Annotated in this window: 16 protein-coding genes; 6 read left to right on the forward strand and 10 right to left on the reverse strand. The window is 67.8% G+C overall.

Annotated features, from left to right (window positions below; genetic code table 11):
• Nucleotides 1–25 precede the first annotated feature (25 nt).
• Both ACWFRF_RS01455 and ACWFRF_RS01460 read right to left on the reverse strand, forming a co-directional pair.
• Nucleotides 26–565, reverse strand: coding sequence for a DUF6328 family protein (locus ACWFRF_RS01455; protein WP_452448449.1), 540 nt, complete (start codon nt 563–565; stop codon nt 26–28).
• Between the two features lie 533 nt (nt 566–1098).
• A complete protein-coding gene (locus ACWFRF_RS01460; RefSeq protein WP_452448450.1) occupies nt 1099–1455 on the reverse strand; it encodes a hypothetical protein in 357 nt (118 codons plus the stop codon).
• Between the two features lie 214 nt (nt 1456–1669).
• On the opposite strand from ACWFRF_RS01460, the gene ACWFRF_RS01465 reads away from it, so the two are divergent.
• A complete protein-coding gene (locus ACWFRF_RS01465) occupies nt 1670–2443 on the forward strand; it encodes a phosphotransferase family protein (protein ID WP_387446951.1) in 774 nt (257 codons plus the stop codon).
• Here the strand turns inward: ACWFRF_RS01465 and ACWFRF_RS01470 are convergent.
• Complete coding sequence (locus ACWFRF_RS01470) at nt 2440–3531, reverse strand: alpha/beta fold hydrolase (protein WP_452448451.1); 1092 nt, start codon at nt 3529–3531, stop codon at nt 2440–2442. The genes ACWFRF_RS01465 and ACWFRF_RS01470 overlap by 4 nt on opposite strands.
• A 169-nt stretch (nt 3532–3700) precedes the next feature.
• On the opposite strand from ACWFRF_RS01470, the gene ACWFRF_RS01475 reads away from it, so the two are divergent.
• Both ACWFRF_RS01475 and ACWFRF_RS01480 read left to right on the forward strand, forming a co-directional pair.
• The gene (locus tag ACWFRF_RS01475; protein WP_452448452.1) at nt 3701–5098 is read left to right on the forward strand and encodes a sensor histidine kinase; all 1398 of its coding nucleotides are present in this window, start codon (nt 3701–3703) and stop codon (nt 5096–5098) included.
• A 23-nt stretch (nt 5099–5121) separates the two neighbouring features.
• Nucleotides 5122–5763, forward strand: a complete 642-nt coding sequence (locus ACWFRF_RS01480) for a LuxR C-terminal-related transcriptional regulator (RefSeq protein ID WP_387447028.1) — start codon at nt 5122–5124, stop codon at nt 5761–5763.
• Between the two features lie 18 nt (nt 5764–5781).
• Here ACWFRF_RS01480 and ACWFRF_RS01485 read toward each other — a convergent pair whose 3' ends face one another.
• From ACWFRF_RS01485 to ACWFRF_RS01515, 7 genes are all read right to left on the reverse strand, one after another.
• Nucleotides 5782–6297, reverse strand: coding sequence for an SRPBCC family protein (locus tag ACWFRF_RS01485; RefSeq protein ID WP_452448453.1), 516 nt, complete (start codon nt 6295–6297; stop codon nt 5782–5784).
• Entirely contained in the window at nt 6276–6929 is a 654-nt protein-coding gene (locus ACWFRF_RS01490) for a TetR/AcrR family transcriptional regulator (protein ID WP_379314285.1), read from the reverse strand. Before ACWFRF_RS01490 ends, ACWFRF_RS01485 begins: the two co-directional genes overlap by 22 nt.
• A gap of 17 nt (nt 6930–6946) precedes the next feature.
• Entirely contained in the window at nt 6947–7843 is an 897-nt protein-coding gene (gene mmsB, locus ACWFRF_RS01495; protein ID WP_449960870.1) for a 3-hydroxyisobutyrate dehydrogenase, read from the reverse strand.
• Nucleotides 7840–8910 carry an enoyl-CoA hydratase/isomerase family protein gene (locus ACWFRF_RS01500; RefSeq protein ID WP_452448454.1) on the reverse strand — a complete coding sequence of 357 codons (1071 nt, stop codon included), beginning with the start codon at nt 8908–8910 and terminating at the stop codon, nt 7840–7842. Before ACWFRF_RS01500 ends, mmsB begins: the two co-directional genes overlap by 4 nt.
• Nucleotides 8907–10046 carry an acyl-CoA dehydrogenase family protein gene (locus ACWFRF_RS01505; protein WP_379314287.1) on the reverse strand — a complete coding sequence of 380 codons (1140 nt, stop codon included), beginning with the start codon at nt 10044–10046 and terminating at the stop codon, nt 8907–8909. Before ACWFRF_RS01505 ends, ACWFRF_RS01500 begins: the two co-directional genes overlap by 4 nt.
• A 7-nt stretch (nt 10047–10053) precedes the next feature.
• The gene (locus tag ACWFRF_RS01510; RefSeq protein WP_452448455.1) at nt 10054–11553 is read right to left on the reverse strand and encodes a CoA-acylating methylmalonate-semialdehyde dehydrogenase; all 1500 of its coding nucleotides are present in this window, start codon (nt 11551–11553) and stop codon (nt 10054–10056) included.
• A gap of 237 nt (nt 11554–11790) precedes the next feature.
• Nucleotides 11791–12408 (reverse strand): TetR/AcrR family transcriptional regulator, encoded by a 618-nt coding sequence (locus ACWFRF_RS01515; RefSeq protein ID WP_378989735.1) that lies wholly within the window; start codon nt 12406–12408, stop codon nt 11791–11793.
• A gap of 98 nt (nt 12409–12506) precedes the next feature.
• Between ACWFRF_RS01515 and ACWFRF_RS01520 the strand changes: the two genes are divergently transcribed.
• From ACWFRF_RS01520 to ACWFRF_RS01530, 3 genes are read left to right on the forward strand one after another with little or no spacing between them, the layout of a single operon-like run.
• Nucleotides 12507–13388: a metal-dependent hydrolase gene (locus tag ACWFRF_RS01520; protein ID WP_452448456.1), complete on the forward strand. Its 882-nt coding sequence runs from the start codon at nt 12507–12509 to the stop codon at nt 13386–13388.
• The gene (locus tag ACWFRF_RS01525) at nt 13385–14416 is read left to right on the forward strand and encodes a PDR/VanB family oxidoreductase (RefSeq protein ID WP_452448457.1); all 1032 of its coding nucleotides are present in this window, start codon (nt 13385–13387) and stop codon (nt 14414–14416) included. Before ACWFRF_RS01520 ends, ACWFRF_RS01525 begins: the two co-directional genes overlap by 4 nt.
• 20 nt (nt 14417–14436) lie before the next feature.
• Nucleotides 14437–15909, forward strand: a complete 1473-nt coding sequence (locus ACWFRF_RS01530) for an aldehyde dehydrogenase family protein (RefSeq protein WP_452448458.1) — start codon at nt 14437–14439, stop codon at nt 15907–15909.
• Nucleotides 15910–15911 lie beyond the last annotated feature (2 nt).

The following is a 15911-nucleotide window of genomic DNA, read 5'->3' on the forward strand; positions in this document are numbered from 1 at the left end:
GCCAACCACTCCGGCGCCGGAGGAGTCAGTGCTCGGGTGGGTCGGCCCGTTCGACACCGAGTTGCTGGTCGTCGAAGGCGCCCTGCGCTGATCGGCGATGTGCGAGCCAGGGTCGAACCAGCCAGGTCCCGATGAACAGTGCACCGAACACCACCCCCGCTACCGCCGCCGCGACAGGGCCCGCCACGACATCGAAGAGCAGCACCGCCACTCCGACAAGTACCACGCCGAGCAGTATCACCCCGGTGAGCGCGAGTTGATTCGACGCCGAGACCAGCCACGCGAGCTGATGCCGGCGAAACAGCAGCCGATGCGCGGCCACGGGGGCGACCAGCAGCGCGGTAGCGCAGATCGAGGCGGTGAGAACGACCAGGTACAGCACCCGCATCGACGTGCTCAACGATTCGAATCGAGGCTGGAACGGCAGCACCATCAGAAACCCGGTGAGCAGTTGAACGCCCGTCTGCACCACGCGCAATTCCTGCAGCAGTGATGCCCAGTTCCGGTCGAGCCGCTGGATCTCGGTCTCGCCACGAACGCGCCGATTCCAGGAAGAGTCATCCATCACCAGACCCTCCTGCCTCGGCGCTCCGAATACGGTCCATCGCCGAGCCTGGAACGCAGCTTGCGGTGGTGACTCCAGAACGCGCCGCCGTCCTCCACCGAAGTGATCACCCCAGTATTCACCTCCACGACAGAAAGTACTTCGGATACTCGGTCGAATCCGTACCCCATGGGCTATTACAACAGGACGGTCACAACGCCTGACAGACGAATACTCGCGTGCTCAAATGGGTACTACCAACCGCTCGTGAGAACACAGGAACAGCCGGGACACCGCGAATCCTGCCGGTGCCGAGGAATTCCGCTCGGGTGTAGTAGTCCTACCGGATCACCGGCCACAGTCCCCGCAGCGTCGGCGAAAGCACAGTTCCAGAAAGACCGAGGAAGTTGTCATGCGCTATTCCGACCATCTCGCACTCGACTTCGTTGATCCCGTGCCCGAATCGGAACCTGAAGCACCATTCGTCCACTGGCCCGAACCCAGTCCGTTGCAGTCATGGTGGACCGAGATCATGGGCGGGATCAGGAACAGAGCTATGCCGTGATCGTGCCGGCCCCGATAGCCAGGTAGGCCGTCATCAGAATGAACAGAAACCAGCCCGCGCCCTGCCATGTCCGCCACGAGTTGCCCGCCCGCCACCGCTGGTAGGTCTGGATGAACGCGCCGATACCGCCGAGCAGCACAACGGCCGAGGGGCCGATCACAATGGCCGATTCGGACAGGGTGTCACACAGGTGCGTCTGCGCGTCCGCGCACGCACCCCGGTTGGCCGCCCACACGTTCACGGCGGCGAAGACAAGAGCCGCGACACCCACCACGCAGACGACGTAGAGCACGGCACGCCGGTATTGCCCGTCGTCGGCCCCCGGCTTTTCGACGTCGTCGGCCATCAGCAGTGCCGCGAGACAGTCGACAACTCCGAACTCCTCGCCGACCCGGATTCGGTGGTCCTCGGCATCACGACACCCTCTCTGAGCGCGGTCTCCTACCGCGCTACCCGCGCTGGAACATCCGAAACAGAGATGGATTCGCGCGTGCATACGACGTACCCCGTTGCGCGAAAACCCGGCGATGTTCGTCGAAATCCCGGCCATACTGGCCGACGTGGAAGCAGTCGAAGTCGTTGTCGCCCATCACGAGCGCGCGACGGTGCGTGCGGGCGAGGTGTTCCTGAAGATCGACACCGACCAGGCACGCACCGACGTCGAAGTCGCAGCAATGGCAGCCGCACCGATTCCGACGCCGGAGATCCTGTGGCGCGAGCCGCCCGTCCTCGCACTCGCCGCGCTCGCGGGTCGCGCACTCGGCCGCCTCGGTGAACCGTCGACCGCATCCGCGGCGGCGTGGTCCGCGGCAGGCGCCACTGTCCGGATGTTGCACGATGCGCCACTGCCACCCCGACCGGGTCGCCGCCTCGACGAACTCACCTCGGAACTCGATGGTGAATGCGAGTGGCTCGTCACCAACAGCGTGCTTCCCCCCGACCTGGTCACCCGTAATCGCCGGATCGCCGAGTCGGCATTGCGGCCGTGGACACCGGTGTTCATCCACGGCGATCTTCAAGTCGCCCACGTGTTCGTCGCCGGTGACGAGGTCACCGGGGTGATCGACTGGTCCGAGGCCGCCCGCGGCGATGCCATGTACGACCTCGCCACCCTGACGCTCGGGCACGAGGAACACCTCGACGAGGTGATCGCCGGGTACGGCACCGACGTCGACCTCGACGTGATCCGGGCGTGGTGGTCGTTGCGCAGCCTGCTGGGAGTCCGCTGGCTGGTCGAGCACGGCTTCGACCCGAACTCACCCGGCTGCGAGGTCGATGTGCTGAAAACCCAGGCGATGCGAGACCGACGAGGGAGTCAGCGCCGTCCGGCTTAGTTTTCGTCGAGGAATCTCGAGAGCTGTTCGATGACGGCGAGTGGCTGCTCCTGCTGGACCCAGTGCCCGGCATCGGGTACCAAATAGGTACCGGTGAACTGCGCGCACACGTCTTCCGACATGGTGCGCAGCGCGCCGGGCGATTGCCAAATACCCCAATCGCATCGGCCGGCAATGAATTGGGTGGGCACTTCGATACGTGGGACGGTCGGCGTTTCTGTGAGCGGCAGGGTGAGAGCTCTGTACCAGTTGAGTGGGCCCTGGAATTCCGTGCGACCGAATTCTCGAGCGTAGAAATTCAGTTCTTCGTCGGTTAGCCAGGCACAGTCGGCCCGCTCCTGCGGTGAGGGTAAGTGCGGCGCTACTGTTTCCGGCATGCCGACGCCCGCGTCCATGACGTAGTACCGCGGCAGGAGTGCCAAATCGGCCGCGGTCGGTCCCGGGAGTTCTCCGGCGTCCGCATTGCCCGGCCAGTCAGCGCTCTTCATATGGAAATACGCGCGCAGAAAGTCGGCGATCCCTTGCGGGGCATGGTAAATGTCTGCGGCGCTCGAGGTTCCCGCGAAATAATGCTGGTAGTGCCTGCGCGGTGGTGACAGCGCGCGCAGGGCGTCGTCGAGTTCGGTCGAGGACTTGGGGATTCCCGCACCGGCGAACGGCGCGCTCATCATCGTCAACGAGCTGATGACGTGTTCGCCGCCGAGCGTGGCCCATCCCGCGACAACAGAGCCGAAGTCGTGCCCGACCAGATGCGCCCGGTCATAGCCGAGTGCGCGAACCAGACTCAGCGCGTCGCGGGCCAGGTTGTCGGTGCGGAAGGACGCCAGGTCGGTGACATCGCTGCCTGTCGTTCGGCCGTAGCCGCGTTGATCAGGGGCGACCACATGAAATCCGGCGTCGGCCAGCGGCGCCAAGACCTTGCGCCACGAGTACGCCAGTTCGGGGAAACCGTGCAGCAGCACCACCAGCGGACGACCGGAACGGCTGTGGCCGGCTTCGAGAACGTGCACACGCAACCCGTTGACGTCGTCGACGAAACGAGACCTCACTCCCTCCGCCAGCCCCGGAAAGTCGACATCCTGACCCATAGCGCCCTCCTCCACCCGCGAATGTGGTTGCGCCGCATTCAAACACGGACGCGGACAATCCGGCCAGCGGTCGTTCTCCCTCGACCGAGTCGATGGTGTAGCTCGCTACACCATCGACTCGGTGGACAGCTCGATCGTATTTCCGGCCCGCGACGACAACCATGGAGTCATGACCGAGACACCAGCCGAGCAGACACTCGTGGTCGACATCGCCGGCGAACCCACCGTGGCGCTCGATGCCACGCAGGAGACACCGCAGCGCCGGACGGGCCCGCTGGGGGCGATCCTGCGCGCACCGTTCGAGGCCAGGACGTGGAAGGAGCTCGCCTATCTGGTCCTGTCGTTCGTTCTGGGCTGTGTGGCCGTGTGCTACCTGTTCTTCGGGTTCGGCGGCGGGCTGTACGCGTCGATCGTGCTCATCGGTATCCCGTTGCTGGCGGGGGTGCTGCTCGGCGGGCGGGTCTGGGGCCGGATCTACCGGTTCCTCGGGCGCGGGCTGCTCGGCGCCCACGTCGAATCACCACCGGATTTCACCAGGTCGAGCGGCTTGTTCGGTTTCCTGAAGAGCGCGTTCACCGATCGGCCGAGCTGGCGGGCGGTGTTGTTCCTGCTCGCGCAGTCGGTGCTCGGTGTCGCGGTGGGCTGGGTCGTCCTCGTGACGATCGCGATGGTCGGGTTCACGGCGATCTCCCCCGTGCCGTGGGCGCTGCTCGATCCGGTGCAGGTGGACGACAACGGCGTGGAGCACCACAGTCTCGCGCAGTTCGGAACGTTCTACATCGATACCTGGCCGCGGGCGCTCGCCATGGCCGGGATCGGCATTCTGCTGTGCTTCGCGCTGCCGTGGCTGATCCGGGCAATCTGCTGGGTGCATCGGATGCTGATCGTGCATCTGTTGGCGGCGACACCGCGCGACCGGCAACTGGCGCAATTGCGGGCCAGCAGACGCGCCGCGGTGGACGACGCGACCGCCACGTTGAGCCGGGTCGAGCGCGACCTGCACGATGGCACGCAGGCGCGGCTGGTCACCATCGCCATGGCGCTGGGCAGGGCCGAAGAACGACTGGCCGCGGGCGGCGACGCCCGTGACCTCATCGCCGAGGCGCGCGCCAACTCCAAGGAGGCGCTCACCGAACTGCGCGAACTGGTGCGCGGCATCCATCCACCCGCGCTCGAACTCGGTCTCGGCCCGGCGCTGGAGACGCTCACTGCCCGCTGCGCGGTGCCGGTCGACCTGCGTGTGCAGATCCTGCGGCGACCGAGCCCGGCCATCGAGGCGATCGCCTACTTCTCCGTCGCCGAGCTACTGACCAATGTGGTCAAACACGCGCACGCGAACCGGGTGGCGGTGTCGGTGCTGCCCGACAGTCTGCGGTCCATCGCGGTCACCGTGCGGGACAACGGAATCGGTGGTGCGCCCCGTCCCGGCACGCAGACCGTCACCGGCAGCGGGCTGGCCGGGCTCGCCGCCCGCGCTCTCGCTGTCGACGGCACGCTCACCGTCGACAGTCCCGCCGGTGGGCCTACCGTGGTGACCATGATCCTGCCGAACGAGGGCCCGCAGTGACCGCGGGCGGTGCGCACGGACCGTTGCGGGTGGTGATCGCCGAGGACAGCGCGATCCTGCGCGACGGGCTGGCCGGGCTGCTCACCGAACGCGGTCACGAGGTGGTGGCGATGGTCGGCGACGCGACGTCGCTGAGCGAGGTCGTCGGCACCCACCGGCCCGATGTCGCGGTGGTGGATGTGCGGATGCCGCCCAGCTTCACCGACGAGGGCCTGCTGGCCGCCATCGAACTGCGCAGGAAGTATCCGGATACCGGCGTGCTCGTGTTCTCGCAGTGGATCGAAACCCGGTACGCCACAGAGCTTCTCGCCGCCGGCGCCAGCGGCGTCGGCTACCTGCTCAAGGATCGCGTCGCCGACGTCGGTGACTTCGTCGACGCGCTGCACCGGGTCGCCACCGGCGGCACCGCACTCGATCCCGAAGTGGTGAGTCAGCTGATGGGCGCGTCCCGGCAACAGGATTCGCTCGCCCGGCTCACCCCGCGCGAGCGGGAGGTGCTCGAGCTGATGGCGCAGGGCCTCACCAACAACGCCATCGCCACCTCGCTGACCGTCACCGAGCGGGCCGTCGAGAAGCACATCGGCAATATCTTCACCAAACTCGATCTGCCACCGTCGGATACCCGCCATCGCAGGGTGCTGGCGGTGCTGCGGCTCAAAGGATGAACCGCAGACGACGCACCGTCAGACGGCAGGGCCGCTGTTCGGCGCTGTCGCGGCGACACTGCCCGCGATGCCCTTGGCGATGGAGCCGGTGATCCGCTCGGTCACCGCGCTCATCGAGCGCAGCAGCAGTTGCAGCGCGGGCTTGCCCTCCACGGCGAAGGTCCACGTCAGCCGGGTTCCCGCGGCGGTCGGCGTCAGCTCGATGTCCTCGGCGAAGCGGCGCAGGCCGGGGATCGAGGCGAAGTCGACGGTAAAGGTCATGCGCCGCTGGTCGTCCCAGCGGTAGAAGCGTTCGGTCAGCGCGGCGATGCGCCCGAGGGTGACGACGCGGCAGGTGCCGACGCCGAACGGGCGCGGCGTGGTCCACCGCATGCCGGTGACCAGCCCGGACCACGACACCAGCGCGTCATCGGCGACCAGGGCCGCCCACACCGCCGAGGGCGGCGCGGCAATGTCGATGACGTGGACGTAGCGGTTCGCCGCGCTCGCGAGGAACGCGTCGTCGGATTCGGTCAATGCGAAAGCCTGAGCCATGACTGTCCTTGTTCTTCCTGTTGTCGATCGACTGTCGATAATCCGTTCCAGCACAGGGCGGCCGCGGTGTCGACCGCGTCGCTTTTGGAGATCGGCCGCCCTGCCTCCAGCCAATGGCCGGCCGTGAGGCGGCTGATACCCACCAGCGCCCAGGCGTGGATCTCGGCCCTGGCCTCGTCCACCCCGCCCGCGCGCAGTTCCACGCTCACCAGGGCGGCGCAGTCGCGCATCGCGGTGCGCACCCGCCATTCGACCGACGGCTCGCTGGGCACCGGCGATTCGAACACCAGCACATACCCGCCGACGTCGTGTTCGACGAAGTCGAAGTAGGACATCACCGCCCGGCGCACCCGCTGCCGTGGGTCGGTGTCGCGGGCGACGGCGGCCCGGACGCCGTCGACCATCCGGTCCAGATTGTGCTGCAGCACAGCGAGATACAGGTCGAGTTTGCCCGCGAAGTGGTCGTAGAGCACCGGTTTGCTGATCCCGGACCGCGCGCTGATCTCCTCCATCCGGGCGCCGTGGTAGCCGTGCGCGACGAACACATCTTGCGCGGCGACCAACACCGCCTGTCTGCGGCGGGCCCGCGCGGCGGGCCCCCGCAGACCGAGCGGTGACGTGTCGGTTCGCACCTAGCTGTCTGCCTCGGTCACCGGTCGGCCTCCGCGGAACGGTCCCGGATGTCGGTGACGATGGCGGAGAAGTCGCGCCCGGCGTCGGTCTGGTTGAACCGCGCGTAGATCGCGGCGGCGAGTTCGCCGAGCCGGCCGTCGACCCCGTTGGCCTGCAACGCGTTCGCGGCCAGGGTGAGGTCTTTCGACATCAGCGCGGTAGCGAAGCCGGGCTGGTAGTCGTTGTTGGCCGGGCTGGTGGGGACCGGGCCGGGCACCGGGCAGTAGCTGGTCAGTGCCCAGCTCTGACCGGATGCGGTGGAGACCACGTCGAAGAACGACTGATGGCTCAGGCCGAGCCGCTCACCGAGAACCAGTGCCTCCGACAGGCCGATCATGGAGATCCCGAGCAGCATGTTGTTGCAGATCTTGGCGGCCTGACCGACGCCGGAGTCACCGCAGTGCACCACCTTGCCTCCCATTACCTCCAGCACATCGCCGGCGTCGGCGAAGTCGGCGGCCGTGCCGCCGACCATGAAGGTGAGGGTGCCCGCGGTGGCACCGGCCACCCCACCGGAGACCGGTGCGTCCAGCGGCCGATGTCCGGCCGTCACAGCCTGGGCCGCAGCGGCTTTCGCGTCGGCGACATCGATGGTGGAACAGTCGAGGAACAGGGTGCCCGGTGTGGCGGCGGGCAGCAGTTCGGCGTAGACGTCGAGGACGAGTTTGCCGTTGGGCAGCATGGTGATCACCACGTCACGGTTGACGGCGGCCTCGACGGCGGTGGCCACCACCGTCGCGCCGTCGGCGCGCGCCTGCTCCTGCGCGGCGGGCACGGGGTCGTAGGCGAGCACGTCGTAGCCCGCCCGCACCAGATTCGCCGCCATCGGGCCGCCCATGTGGCCGAGCCCGAGGAAACCGATCGTCTTCGTCATCGCTGTGCCTCCGCTGTCGTCGAACCCAGCTCCGCCGCACCCAGTCCGGCGAAGTACGCCGCCACCTGCTCGTCGGTCACCTCGGCGAGGGTCGCGGGCCGCCACTGGGGATTGCGGTCCTTGTCGATCACCTGGGCGCGGATGCCCTCGACCAGGTCGTGCGAGCCGAGTGAGGCGATCGAGACCCGATATTCCTGGTCCAGCACCGCCTCGAGGCTCGGCAGGTCCTGCGCGGCACGCAAGGCCCGCAGCGTGACCTTCAGCGCAACTGGGGATTTCGCGAGGAGAGCAGCGGCTGCCTCGACGGCCTCGGGCGCTTCGTCGGCCTGGAGCCGCGCCGCGATCTCCTCGACGGTGTCCGCGCTGTAGCAAGCGTCGATCCAGCGCTGCTGTGCGAGCAGGTCCGAGGCCGGCGCGGACTCGGCGAACTTCGCGATCGCCGCGTCGACACCGACGGTGCCCAGCGCGTCGAGCAGCTCGGGTAGTGCGTCGGAGGGCACGTAGTAGTCGGCGAATCCGGCCGCGATCGCGTCGCCCGCGGACATCCGCGCGGTGGTCAGCGCCACGTGCGTGCCGAGCTCACCCGGTGCCCGCGAGAGCAGGTAGGTGCCACCGACGTCGGGGACGAATCCGATGCCGACCTCGGGCATCCCGATCTTGGACCGTTCGGTGACGATGCGGTGGCTGCCGTGTCCGGCCAGGCCGACCCCGCCGCCCATCACGATGCCGTCCATGATCACCACATACGGCTTGGGATAGCTGCCGATCAGCGCGTTGAGGTGGTACTCGTCGCGCCAGAACCGCCCGGTGGGCGAATCGGCGCCCGCCGTGCCGCCTTTCGCGTCGGCGTGGATGGCGACGATGTCGCCGCCCGCGCAGAGCCCGCGCTCCCCCGCGCCGGTGACCACGACGGCGCGCACCGCGTCGTCGTGAGCCCAGGAGCGCAGCGCGTCGGTGATGGCCAGTGTCATCGCGTGATTGAGCGCGTTGATGGCCTTGGGCCGGTTCAGGGTGATCACGCCGAGACCGTCACGGACGGCGATCAGCACCTCGGGTTCGTCGGTCATGCTGCTCCGATCAGCGAGCGGGCGACAACCACCCGCATGATTTCGTTGGTGCCCTCGAGGATCTGATGCACCCGCAGGTCGCGCACGATCTTCTCCAGGCCGTATTCGTGCAGGTAGCCGTAGCCACCGTGCAATTGCAGTGCCTTGTTGGCCACGTCGAACCCGGTGTCGGTGGCGAATCGCTTCGCCATCGCGCACAGCGATACCTTGTCCGCCGCGTCCGCGTCGAGCGCGGCGGCAGCCCTCCACAGCAGCGTCCGCGCCGCCTCCAGTTCGGTGGCCATGTCGGCCAGCTCGAACTGTAATGCCTCGTTGCGCACCAAGGGTTTTCCGAAGGCGTGGCGTTCGGTGAGGTAGCGGACCGTCTTGTCGAGCGCGGCCTGCGCGCCGCCGATCGAGCAGGCGGCGATATTGAGGCGGCCACCGTTGAGGCCGTTCATCGCGATCGAGAAGCCGTCGCCCTCCTCACCGAGGCGGTTGGCGACCGGCACCCTGGCACCGTCGAGGATCACCTGCCGGGTCGGCTGCGCGTTCCAGCCCATCTTCCGTTCGTTCGGTCCCACCGTCAGACCCGGTGTGTCGGCCGGGACAATCAGCGCCGAGATGCCGCGCGGGCCGTCCCCGCCGGTTCGCACCATCATCACGTACACGTCGTTGGCGCCGGCGCCGGAGATGAATTGCTTGGCGCCGGACAGGATGTAGTCCTCGCCGTCGCGAACGGCCTTGGTACTCAAGGCCGCCGCGTCGGATCCGACGCCCGGTTCGGTGAGCGCGTAACTGCCGAGCAGCTCCAGCGCGGCCATTCCCGGCACCCACCGGTGGCGCTGCTGCTCGGTGCCGTAGGCATCGATCATCCAGGTCGCCATGTTGTGGATGGAGATGTACGCCGCGACCGAGGGGCACCCGGTCGAGAGCTGTTCGAAGATCCGCACCGCGTCGAGCCTGCGCAGTTCGGAGCCGCCGACATCGGCGCGCACCGAGATGCCGCCGAGGCCGAGCGGGCCCGCCTTGTGCAGCACGTCGACCGGGAAGTGTTTGCGCTCATCCCAATCCAGCGCGTTGGGCGCCAGGAACTCGTCGGCGAACTGGCGCGCGGTCTCGCCGATCGCGCGCTCGTCCGCATCGAGGGTGAACATCGCCGCCTCAGTCCATCGTCGGGATGACGAAAGCGTTGGACTCCTTGAGCCCGGCAGGCCAACGCTGGGTCACCGTCTTGGTCTTGGTGTAGAACCGGATCGAATCCGGGCCGTGCTGGTTGAGATCGCCGAAGCCCGAGCCCTTCCAGCCACCGAAGGTGAAGTAGGCGATCGGCACCGGAATCGGCACATTGACCCCGACCATGCCGACCTGCACCCGAGCGGAGAAATCGCGCGCGGTGTCACCGTCGCGGGTGAAGATCGCGACACCGTTGCCGTATTCGTGCTCGTCGACCAGCTTCAGCGCTTCTTCGTAGTCGCCCGCGCGGACCACGGTGAGCACCGGGCCGAAGATCTCCTCTTTGTAGATCCGCATATCGGCGGTGACATTGTCGAACAGGCTCGCGCCGACGAAGAAGCCGTTCTCGGCACCCTCGACGCTCAGGCCGCGGCCGTCGACCACCAGGTCGGCGCCCTCGTCGACCCCGATCTGGACGTAGTCGTTGACCCGGTTCACCCCGTCGAGCCCGACCAGCGGCCCGAAATCGGCGCCCGCGTCGTCGGAGCGCCCGACATTGAGCTTGTGCACCCGCTCGGTCAGCTTCGCGACCAACCGATCAGCGGTCTCCGCGCCCACCGGCACAGCCACCGACAGCGCCATGCAGCGCTCCCCCGCGGACCCGTACGCCGCACCGATCAGCTGATCGGCGACATCGTCGAGGTCGGCATCGGGCATCACGACGGCATGGTTCTTGGCACCACCGAAACACTGCGCGCGCTTGCCGTTGGCGGTCGCGGTCTCGTAGATGTACTGGGCGATCGGAGTCGAGCCGACGAAACCGACCGCCTTGATCCGCTTGTCGCCCAAGATCGTGTCGACGGCTTTCTTGCCGCCGTTGACCACGTTGAACACCCCCGGCGGCAGACCCGCCTCGAGGAACAGTTCGGCCAGGCGCAGAGGCACCGACGGATCGCGTTCGGAGGGCTTGAGCACGAAGGCGTTACCGCAGGCCAGCGCCGGACCCGCCTTCCACAGCGGGATCATCGCCGGGAAGTTGAACGGTGTGATACCGGCGACGACACCCAGCGGCTGACGCATCGAGTACACGTCGATACCGGTGCCCGCGCTGTCGCTGTACTCACCCTTGAGCAGGTGCGGGATGCCGATCGCGAACTCGATGACCTCGAGGCCGCGCTGGATGTCGCCCTTGGCGTCGGCGATGGTCTTGCCGTGCTCGGAGGAGAGCAGCGCGGCCAGGCTGTCCATCTCGTCGTTGACCAGGTTCACGAACTTCATCAGCACCCTGGCCCGCTTCTGCGGGTTGAACGCCGCCCACACCGGCTGAGCCGCGGCCGCGTTGTCGATCACCGCGCTCACCTCGGCGGCATTCGCCAGCGGAACCCTGGCCTGCACCTGCCCGAGATTCGGATCGAAGACGTCGCCGAAGGCGCCGGAAGTGCCGGTGACGTGCTTGCCGCCGATGAAGTGCGTGAGTTCGCGAACCATGCCAGTCCTACTCCGTTGATGTCGGTCGCGCGGTGTGCGCAGTTGGAGGGTTTCCAATAGTTGGATGTCCAAGTAATTGGTACCTTCGCAGTCCGGCCCGGTGTTTGTCAATGCAGGGGCCGACGCTATTGACATACCGCCAACAAAGTAGTGCAGAACTCGACACCAGCTACGTGGGGGCCGACCGGGTCACCGAGGACCCGACCACACCCTTCCCCCCCGATGCGGAGCCCGCGCTTACAACCCGGCTACCAGAATCGGAACCACGTACGTGCGGGCGAACGCCGCCAATGCTTGCTCCGAGCCGGTATCAATGGTGCCCACCGGCTGCAGGATCAGCGAGTGCACCACGCGGCAGACCACTTCGACCCGAGCGCTCAGGTCAGGAATGTCGGGAAATCGGCTGTCCTCGAGCACCTTTCGGAGGATCTCGGTGGACGCCGCGACCGAGAGCAGGAAGAACGACGCCCCGTCGACGGTGAGCTGGGGCAGCAGGCGGTCGGCCTCCAGCGTGAGCAGCCGCTCGACCAATGGGTGCGCCCGCCAGCGCGTGATCACGGTGGTGAACACGTCGACGACGATGTCGTCGAAGGTGTCGTGGCGCGCCGGGATCTCACCAAGATCGGCCAGCAGCCTGCGCACCTCCCGTTCGAAGGCCGCGCTCACCACATCGTCGCGCGAACCGATCCGCCGGTAGACGGTGGCGCGGTCGACGTCGGCGGCCTTCGCGATGTCCTCGATCGTCGTCTTGCGCACGCCCACCCGCTCGAACTGCACGAGGGCGGCATCGAGAATTCGTTCTTCGACGGAGTCGGCGGTGGGCGAATTTCCCGAGGTCGCGGCGGTGGAGAGCACGCTTCGACGGTATCAGGCGCGGCGGGTCCCGATCACAACCGCAGATCAGATCCGTCTGCAACATTGCGATAGTATTTGTTGCACTGTACGGTTCCGATATGGCTGATAACGGTGCAACGGCGCGCTCCTATCAGGAACAAGCGCACGCAATTCACGCGCGGGATGTGCACTTCGACTTCTCGTCGGTGCCCCTGCACTACATCCCGGGCGAAGTCCTCGCGACACATGTCACCAACGTGATGCATCTCGTCCTCCCCGAGGGCGAACGGGCGATGGCCACCTGCCTGACCGAAGCCCTGCCCTATATCGAGGACGAGCGGCTGCGGGAGGAGGTCACCGGGTTCATCGGCCAGGAATCGATGCACGCCAGCAGCCACGAAGGCGCGCGGCGGCATCTGCAGTCGATCGGACTCGATGTCGAGTCCTATGTCGCCAAGATCGCCTGGATGGTCGACCGGATCCTGGGCGACCAGGGACTCACCGGCCGCGCCAAAGAGGAATGGCTCAAGGAACGCCTCGGCCTGTTCGCCGGGATGGAACACTTCACCGCCGTCATCGGCGAATGGCTGCTGGAATCGGACGTACTCGCCGAGCTCGGGATGGACCCGACCATGCTCGACCTGGTGCGCTGGCACGGCGCCGAGGAAGTCGAGCACCGCAGCGTGGTGTTCGACGCCTACATGCACGTCGACGGCGGCTACGCGCGCCGACTGCGCACCGGGCTGCTCGCCAGCGGCACCCTGCTGCCGCTGTTCGTCATCTCGACCGCGTACCTGTATCGCCAGGATCCGAGCAAGGACAAAGGCCGCTCCTGGGCCAGGCAATTCGTCAGCGCCACCGTGCGCGGGGTGATTCCGAGCTTCACCACTTTCGTCACCGAGATGCCGCGCTACCTGCGACCGAGTTTCCATCCCTCCCAGCTAGGTTCGATGGACAATGCCCTGCGGTATCTGGCGCACTCGCCGGCGGCTCGCGCGTGAACCCTCCCGCGGGTGTCGCGACACCGAGCCTGCGGGCCCTCGGTGCCGCCGTCGACATCTACAAGAAAGTTTTCACCCAGCCCGCGCTGTCGCCACCACATCCGGTGCGGCACAACGGCTTCGATCTCGCCGTGCGGGTGGAGGCGGTGCGCGCCGAGGCCGCCGACGTGGTGAGTCTGACCTTGGCGGGCGCCGACGGCGGGTACCTGCCGTCGTGGCGGCCGGGGTGCCACATCGATGTCTTCCTCGCCTCGGGCCGCCAGCGCCAGTACTCCCTGTGCGGTGACCCGCGCGACCGCCATCACTACCGGATCGCGGTGCGCCGCATAGACAACGGCGGCGGCGGATCCCAGGAGATGCACACCCTGCGCGCCGGTGACGTGTTGCGCATCCGCGGTCCGCGCAACGCCTTCACCTTCGTCGAGACCGCGCCATCGTATCTGTTCATCGCCGCGGGCATCGGGATCACGCCGATCCTGCCGATGGCTCGTGCGGCCGGTTCCCGAGGACAACTGGTCTATTCGGGCCGTTCGCGCGCGACCATGCCGTTCCTGGCCGAGCTCCCGGCGGGCACCCAGGTGCGCCCCGACGACGAATTCGGCACACCCGATCTGCCCGCGCTGCTCGCCACCGCCGCCCCCGGTGCGGCGGTCTACGTATGCGGTCCTCCCCCGGTGCTCGACGCCGCCCAGCGCAGCCTGTTCGCGCTGAATCCCACTGCCTCGCTACACACCGAACTGTTCTCGGCGCGGCCGGTGACCGACGGCAAAGCCTTCGACATCACCCTCGCGCGCAGCGGGCGGACCGTGCGCGTCGAGAGCACCGAAACCGCGCTCGATGCGATCCGCCGGGTGCGCCCCGACGTCGTCTACTCCTGCCGACAGGGGTTCTGCGGCAGCTGCAAGACCAAAGTCCTCGCGGGCTCGATCGATCACCGCGACCGACTGCTCCCCCCGGGCGAGCGTACCGACCACCTCCTCACCTGCGTGTCCCGTTCCGCCGGTGGCGCACTCACGCTGGACCTCTGACCGCGAAAGGCACGCCTCCCGTGACCACCACCCTCAGCTTCGACGTCCACAGCCCCGCGACCGGTGCCCTGGTCGGTTCCTATCCCAGCCACGACGAGAGCGCCGTCGAGGCCGCCGTCGAACGGGCCCACGGTGCCGCGACCTGGTGGCGCACCGCGGGTTTCGACGAACGTGCGCGTCGTCTCGATCGCTGGCGCGCCGAGATCACCCGCGGCCGTGACGAACTCGCGCGCATCATGAGCCAGGAGATGGGCAAACCCCACTCCGATGCCGCGCTCGAGATCGTGATGGCGCTCGAACACCTGAAATGGGCTGCGCACAACGCGAAAGACGTGCTCGGCCCGCGATCGGTCGCGCCCAGCCTGTTGACCGTCAACCAGGCCTGCCGGGTCGAGTACCGCCCCTTCGGCGTGGTCGGGGTGATCGGCCCCTGGAACTACCCGGTGTTCACCCCGCTCGGCTCGATCTCGTTCGCCCTGGCCGCGGGCAACGCGGTGGTGTTCAAACCCAGCGAGTACACCCCGGGAGTCGGCGTCTGGCTCGCCGAGGCGTTCGCCCGCGTCGTCCCCGAACAGCCGGTGCTGCAGGTGATCACCGGCGGCGGTGAGACCGGCGCGGCGCTGTGCCGCAGCCGGGTCGGCAAGATCGGGTTCACCGGTTCCACCGAGACGGGCAAACGCGTGATGGCCGCCTGTGCGCAGCGGCTCACGCCGGTGCTCATGGAATGCGGCGGCAAGGACGCACTCGTCGTCGACGCCGACGCCGACCTCGACGCCGCCGCCGACGCCGCGCTGTGGGGTGGCATGGCCAATGCCGGGCAGACCTGCCTCGGAGTGGAGCGGGTGTACGTCCACACCGACGTCTACGACACTTTCCTCACCGAACTGCTCGATCGGGCCCGCGGCCTGCGAGCCGGGTCGGGAACAGCGAAGATCGGTCCGATCACCATGCCCAAACAGCTGGCCGTGATCCACCGCCACATCGAGGACGCCCTCGCGCGCGGCGGGCGGGCGTTGCTGGGCGGCCTCGACGCCATCGAGGGCCAGTTCGTGCAGCCGACCATCCTGGTCGACGTGCCGCACGACGCCGCGGCGGTCACCGAGGAGACCTTCGGCCCGACGCTGGTCGTCACCCGGGTCGCGTCCATGGACGAGGCGATCGAGCGGGTCAACGACTCGGAGTACGGGCTCGGCGCCACCGTCTTCGCCCGCCGCGACGGCGACGCCATCGCCGACCGCATCGACGCGGGCGCCACCTCGATCAACGCGTTCGTCGCGCACGCCACCATCCCGGCGCTGCCGCTGGGCGGGGTCGGCGCCTCCGGCTTCGGCCGGGTGCACGGTCCCGACGGTCTGCGCGAGTTCACCTACGCCAAAGCGACTACGCGGCAACGGTTCCCCTCACCGCTGGCGCTCACGACATTCACCCGCAGCGCCCGGATCGACACCGTCGTCGATCGCCTGGTCTCGGTGCTGCACGGAAGGATCGGCTGACC

This window comes from Nocardia sp. NPDC055165, assembly GCF_053606985.1.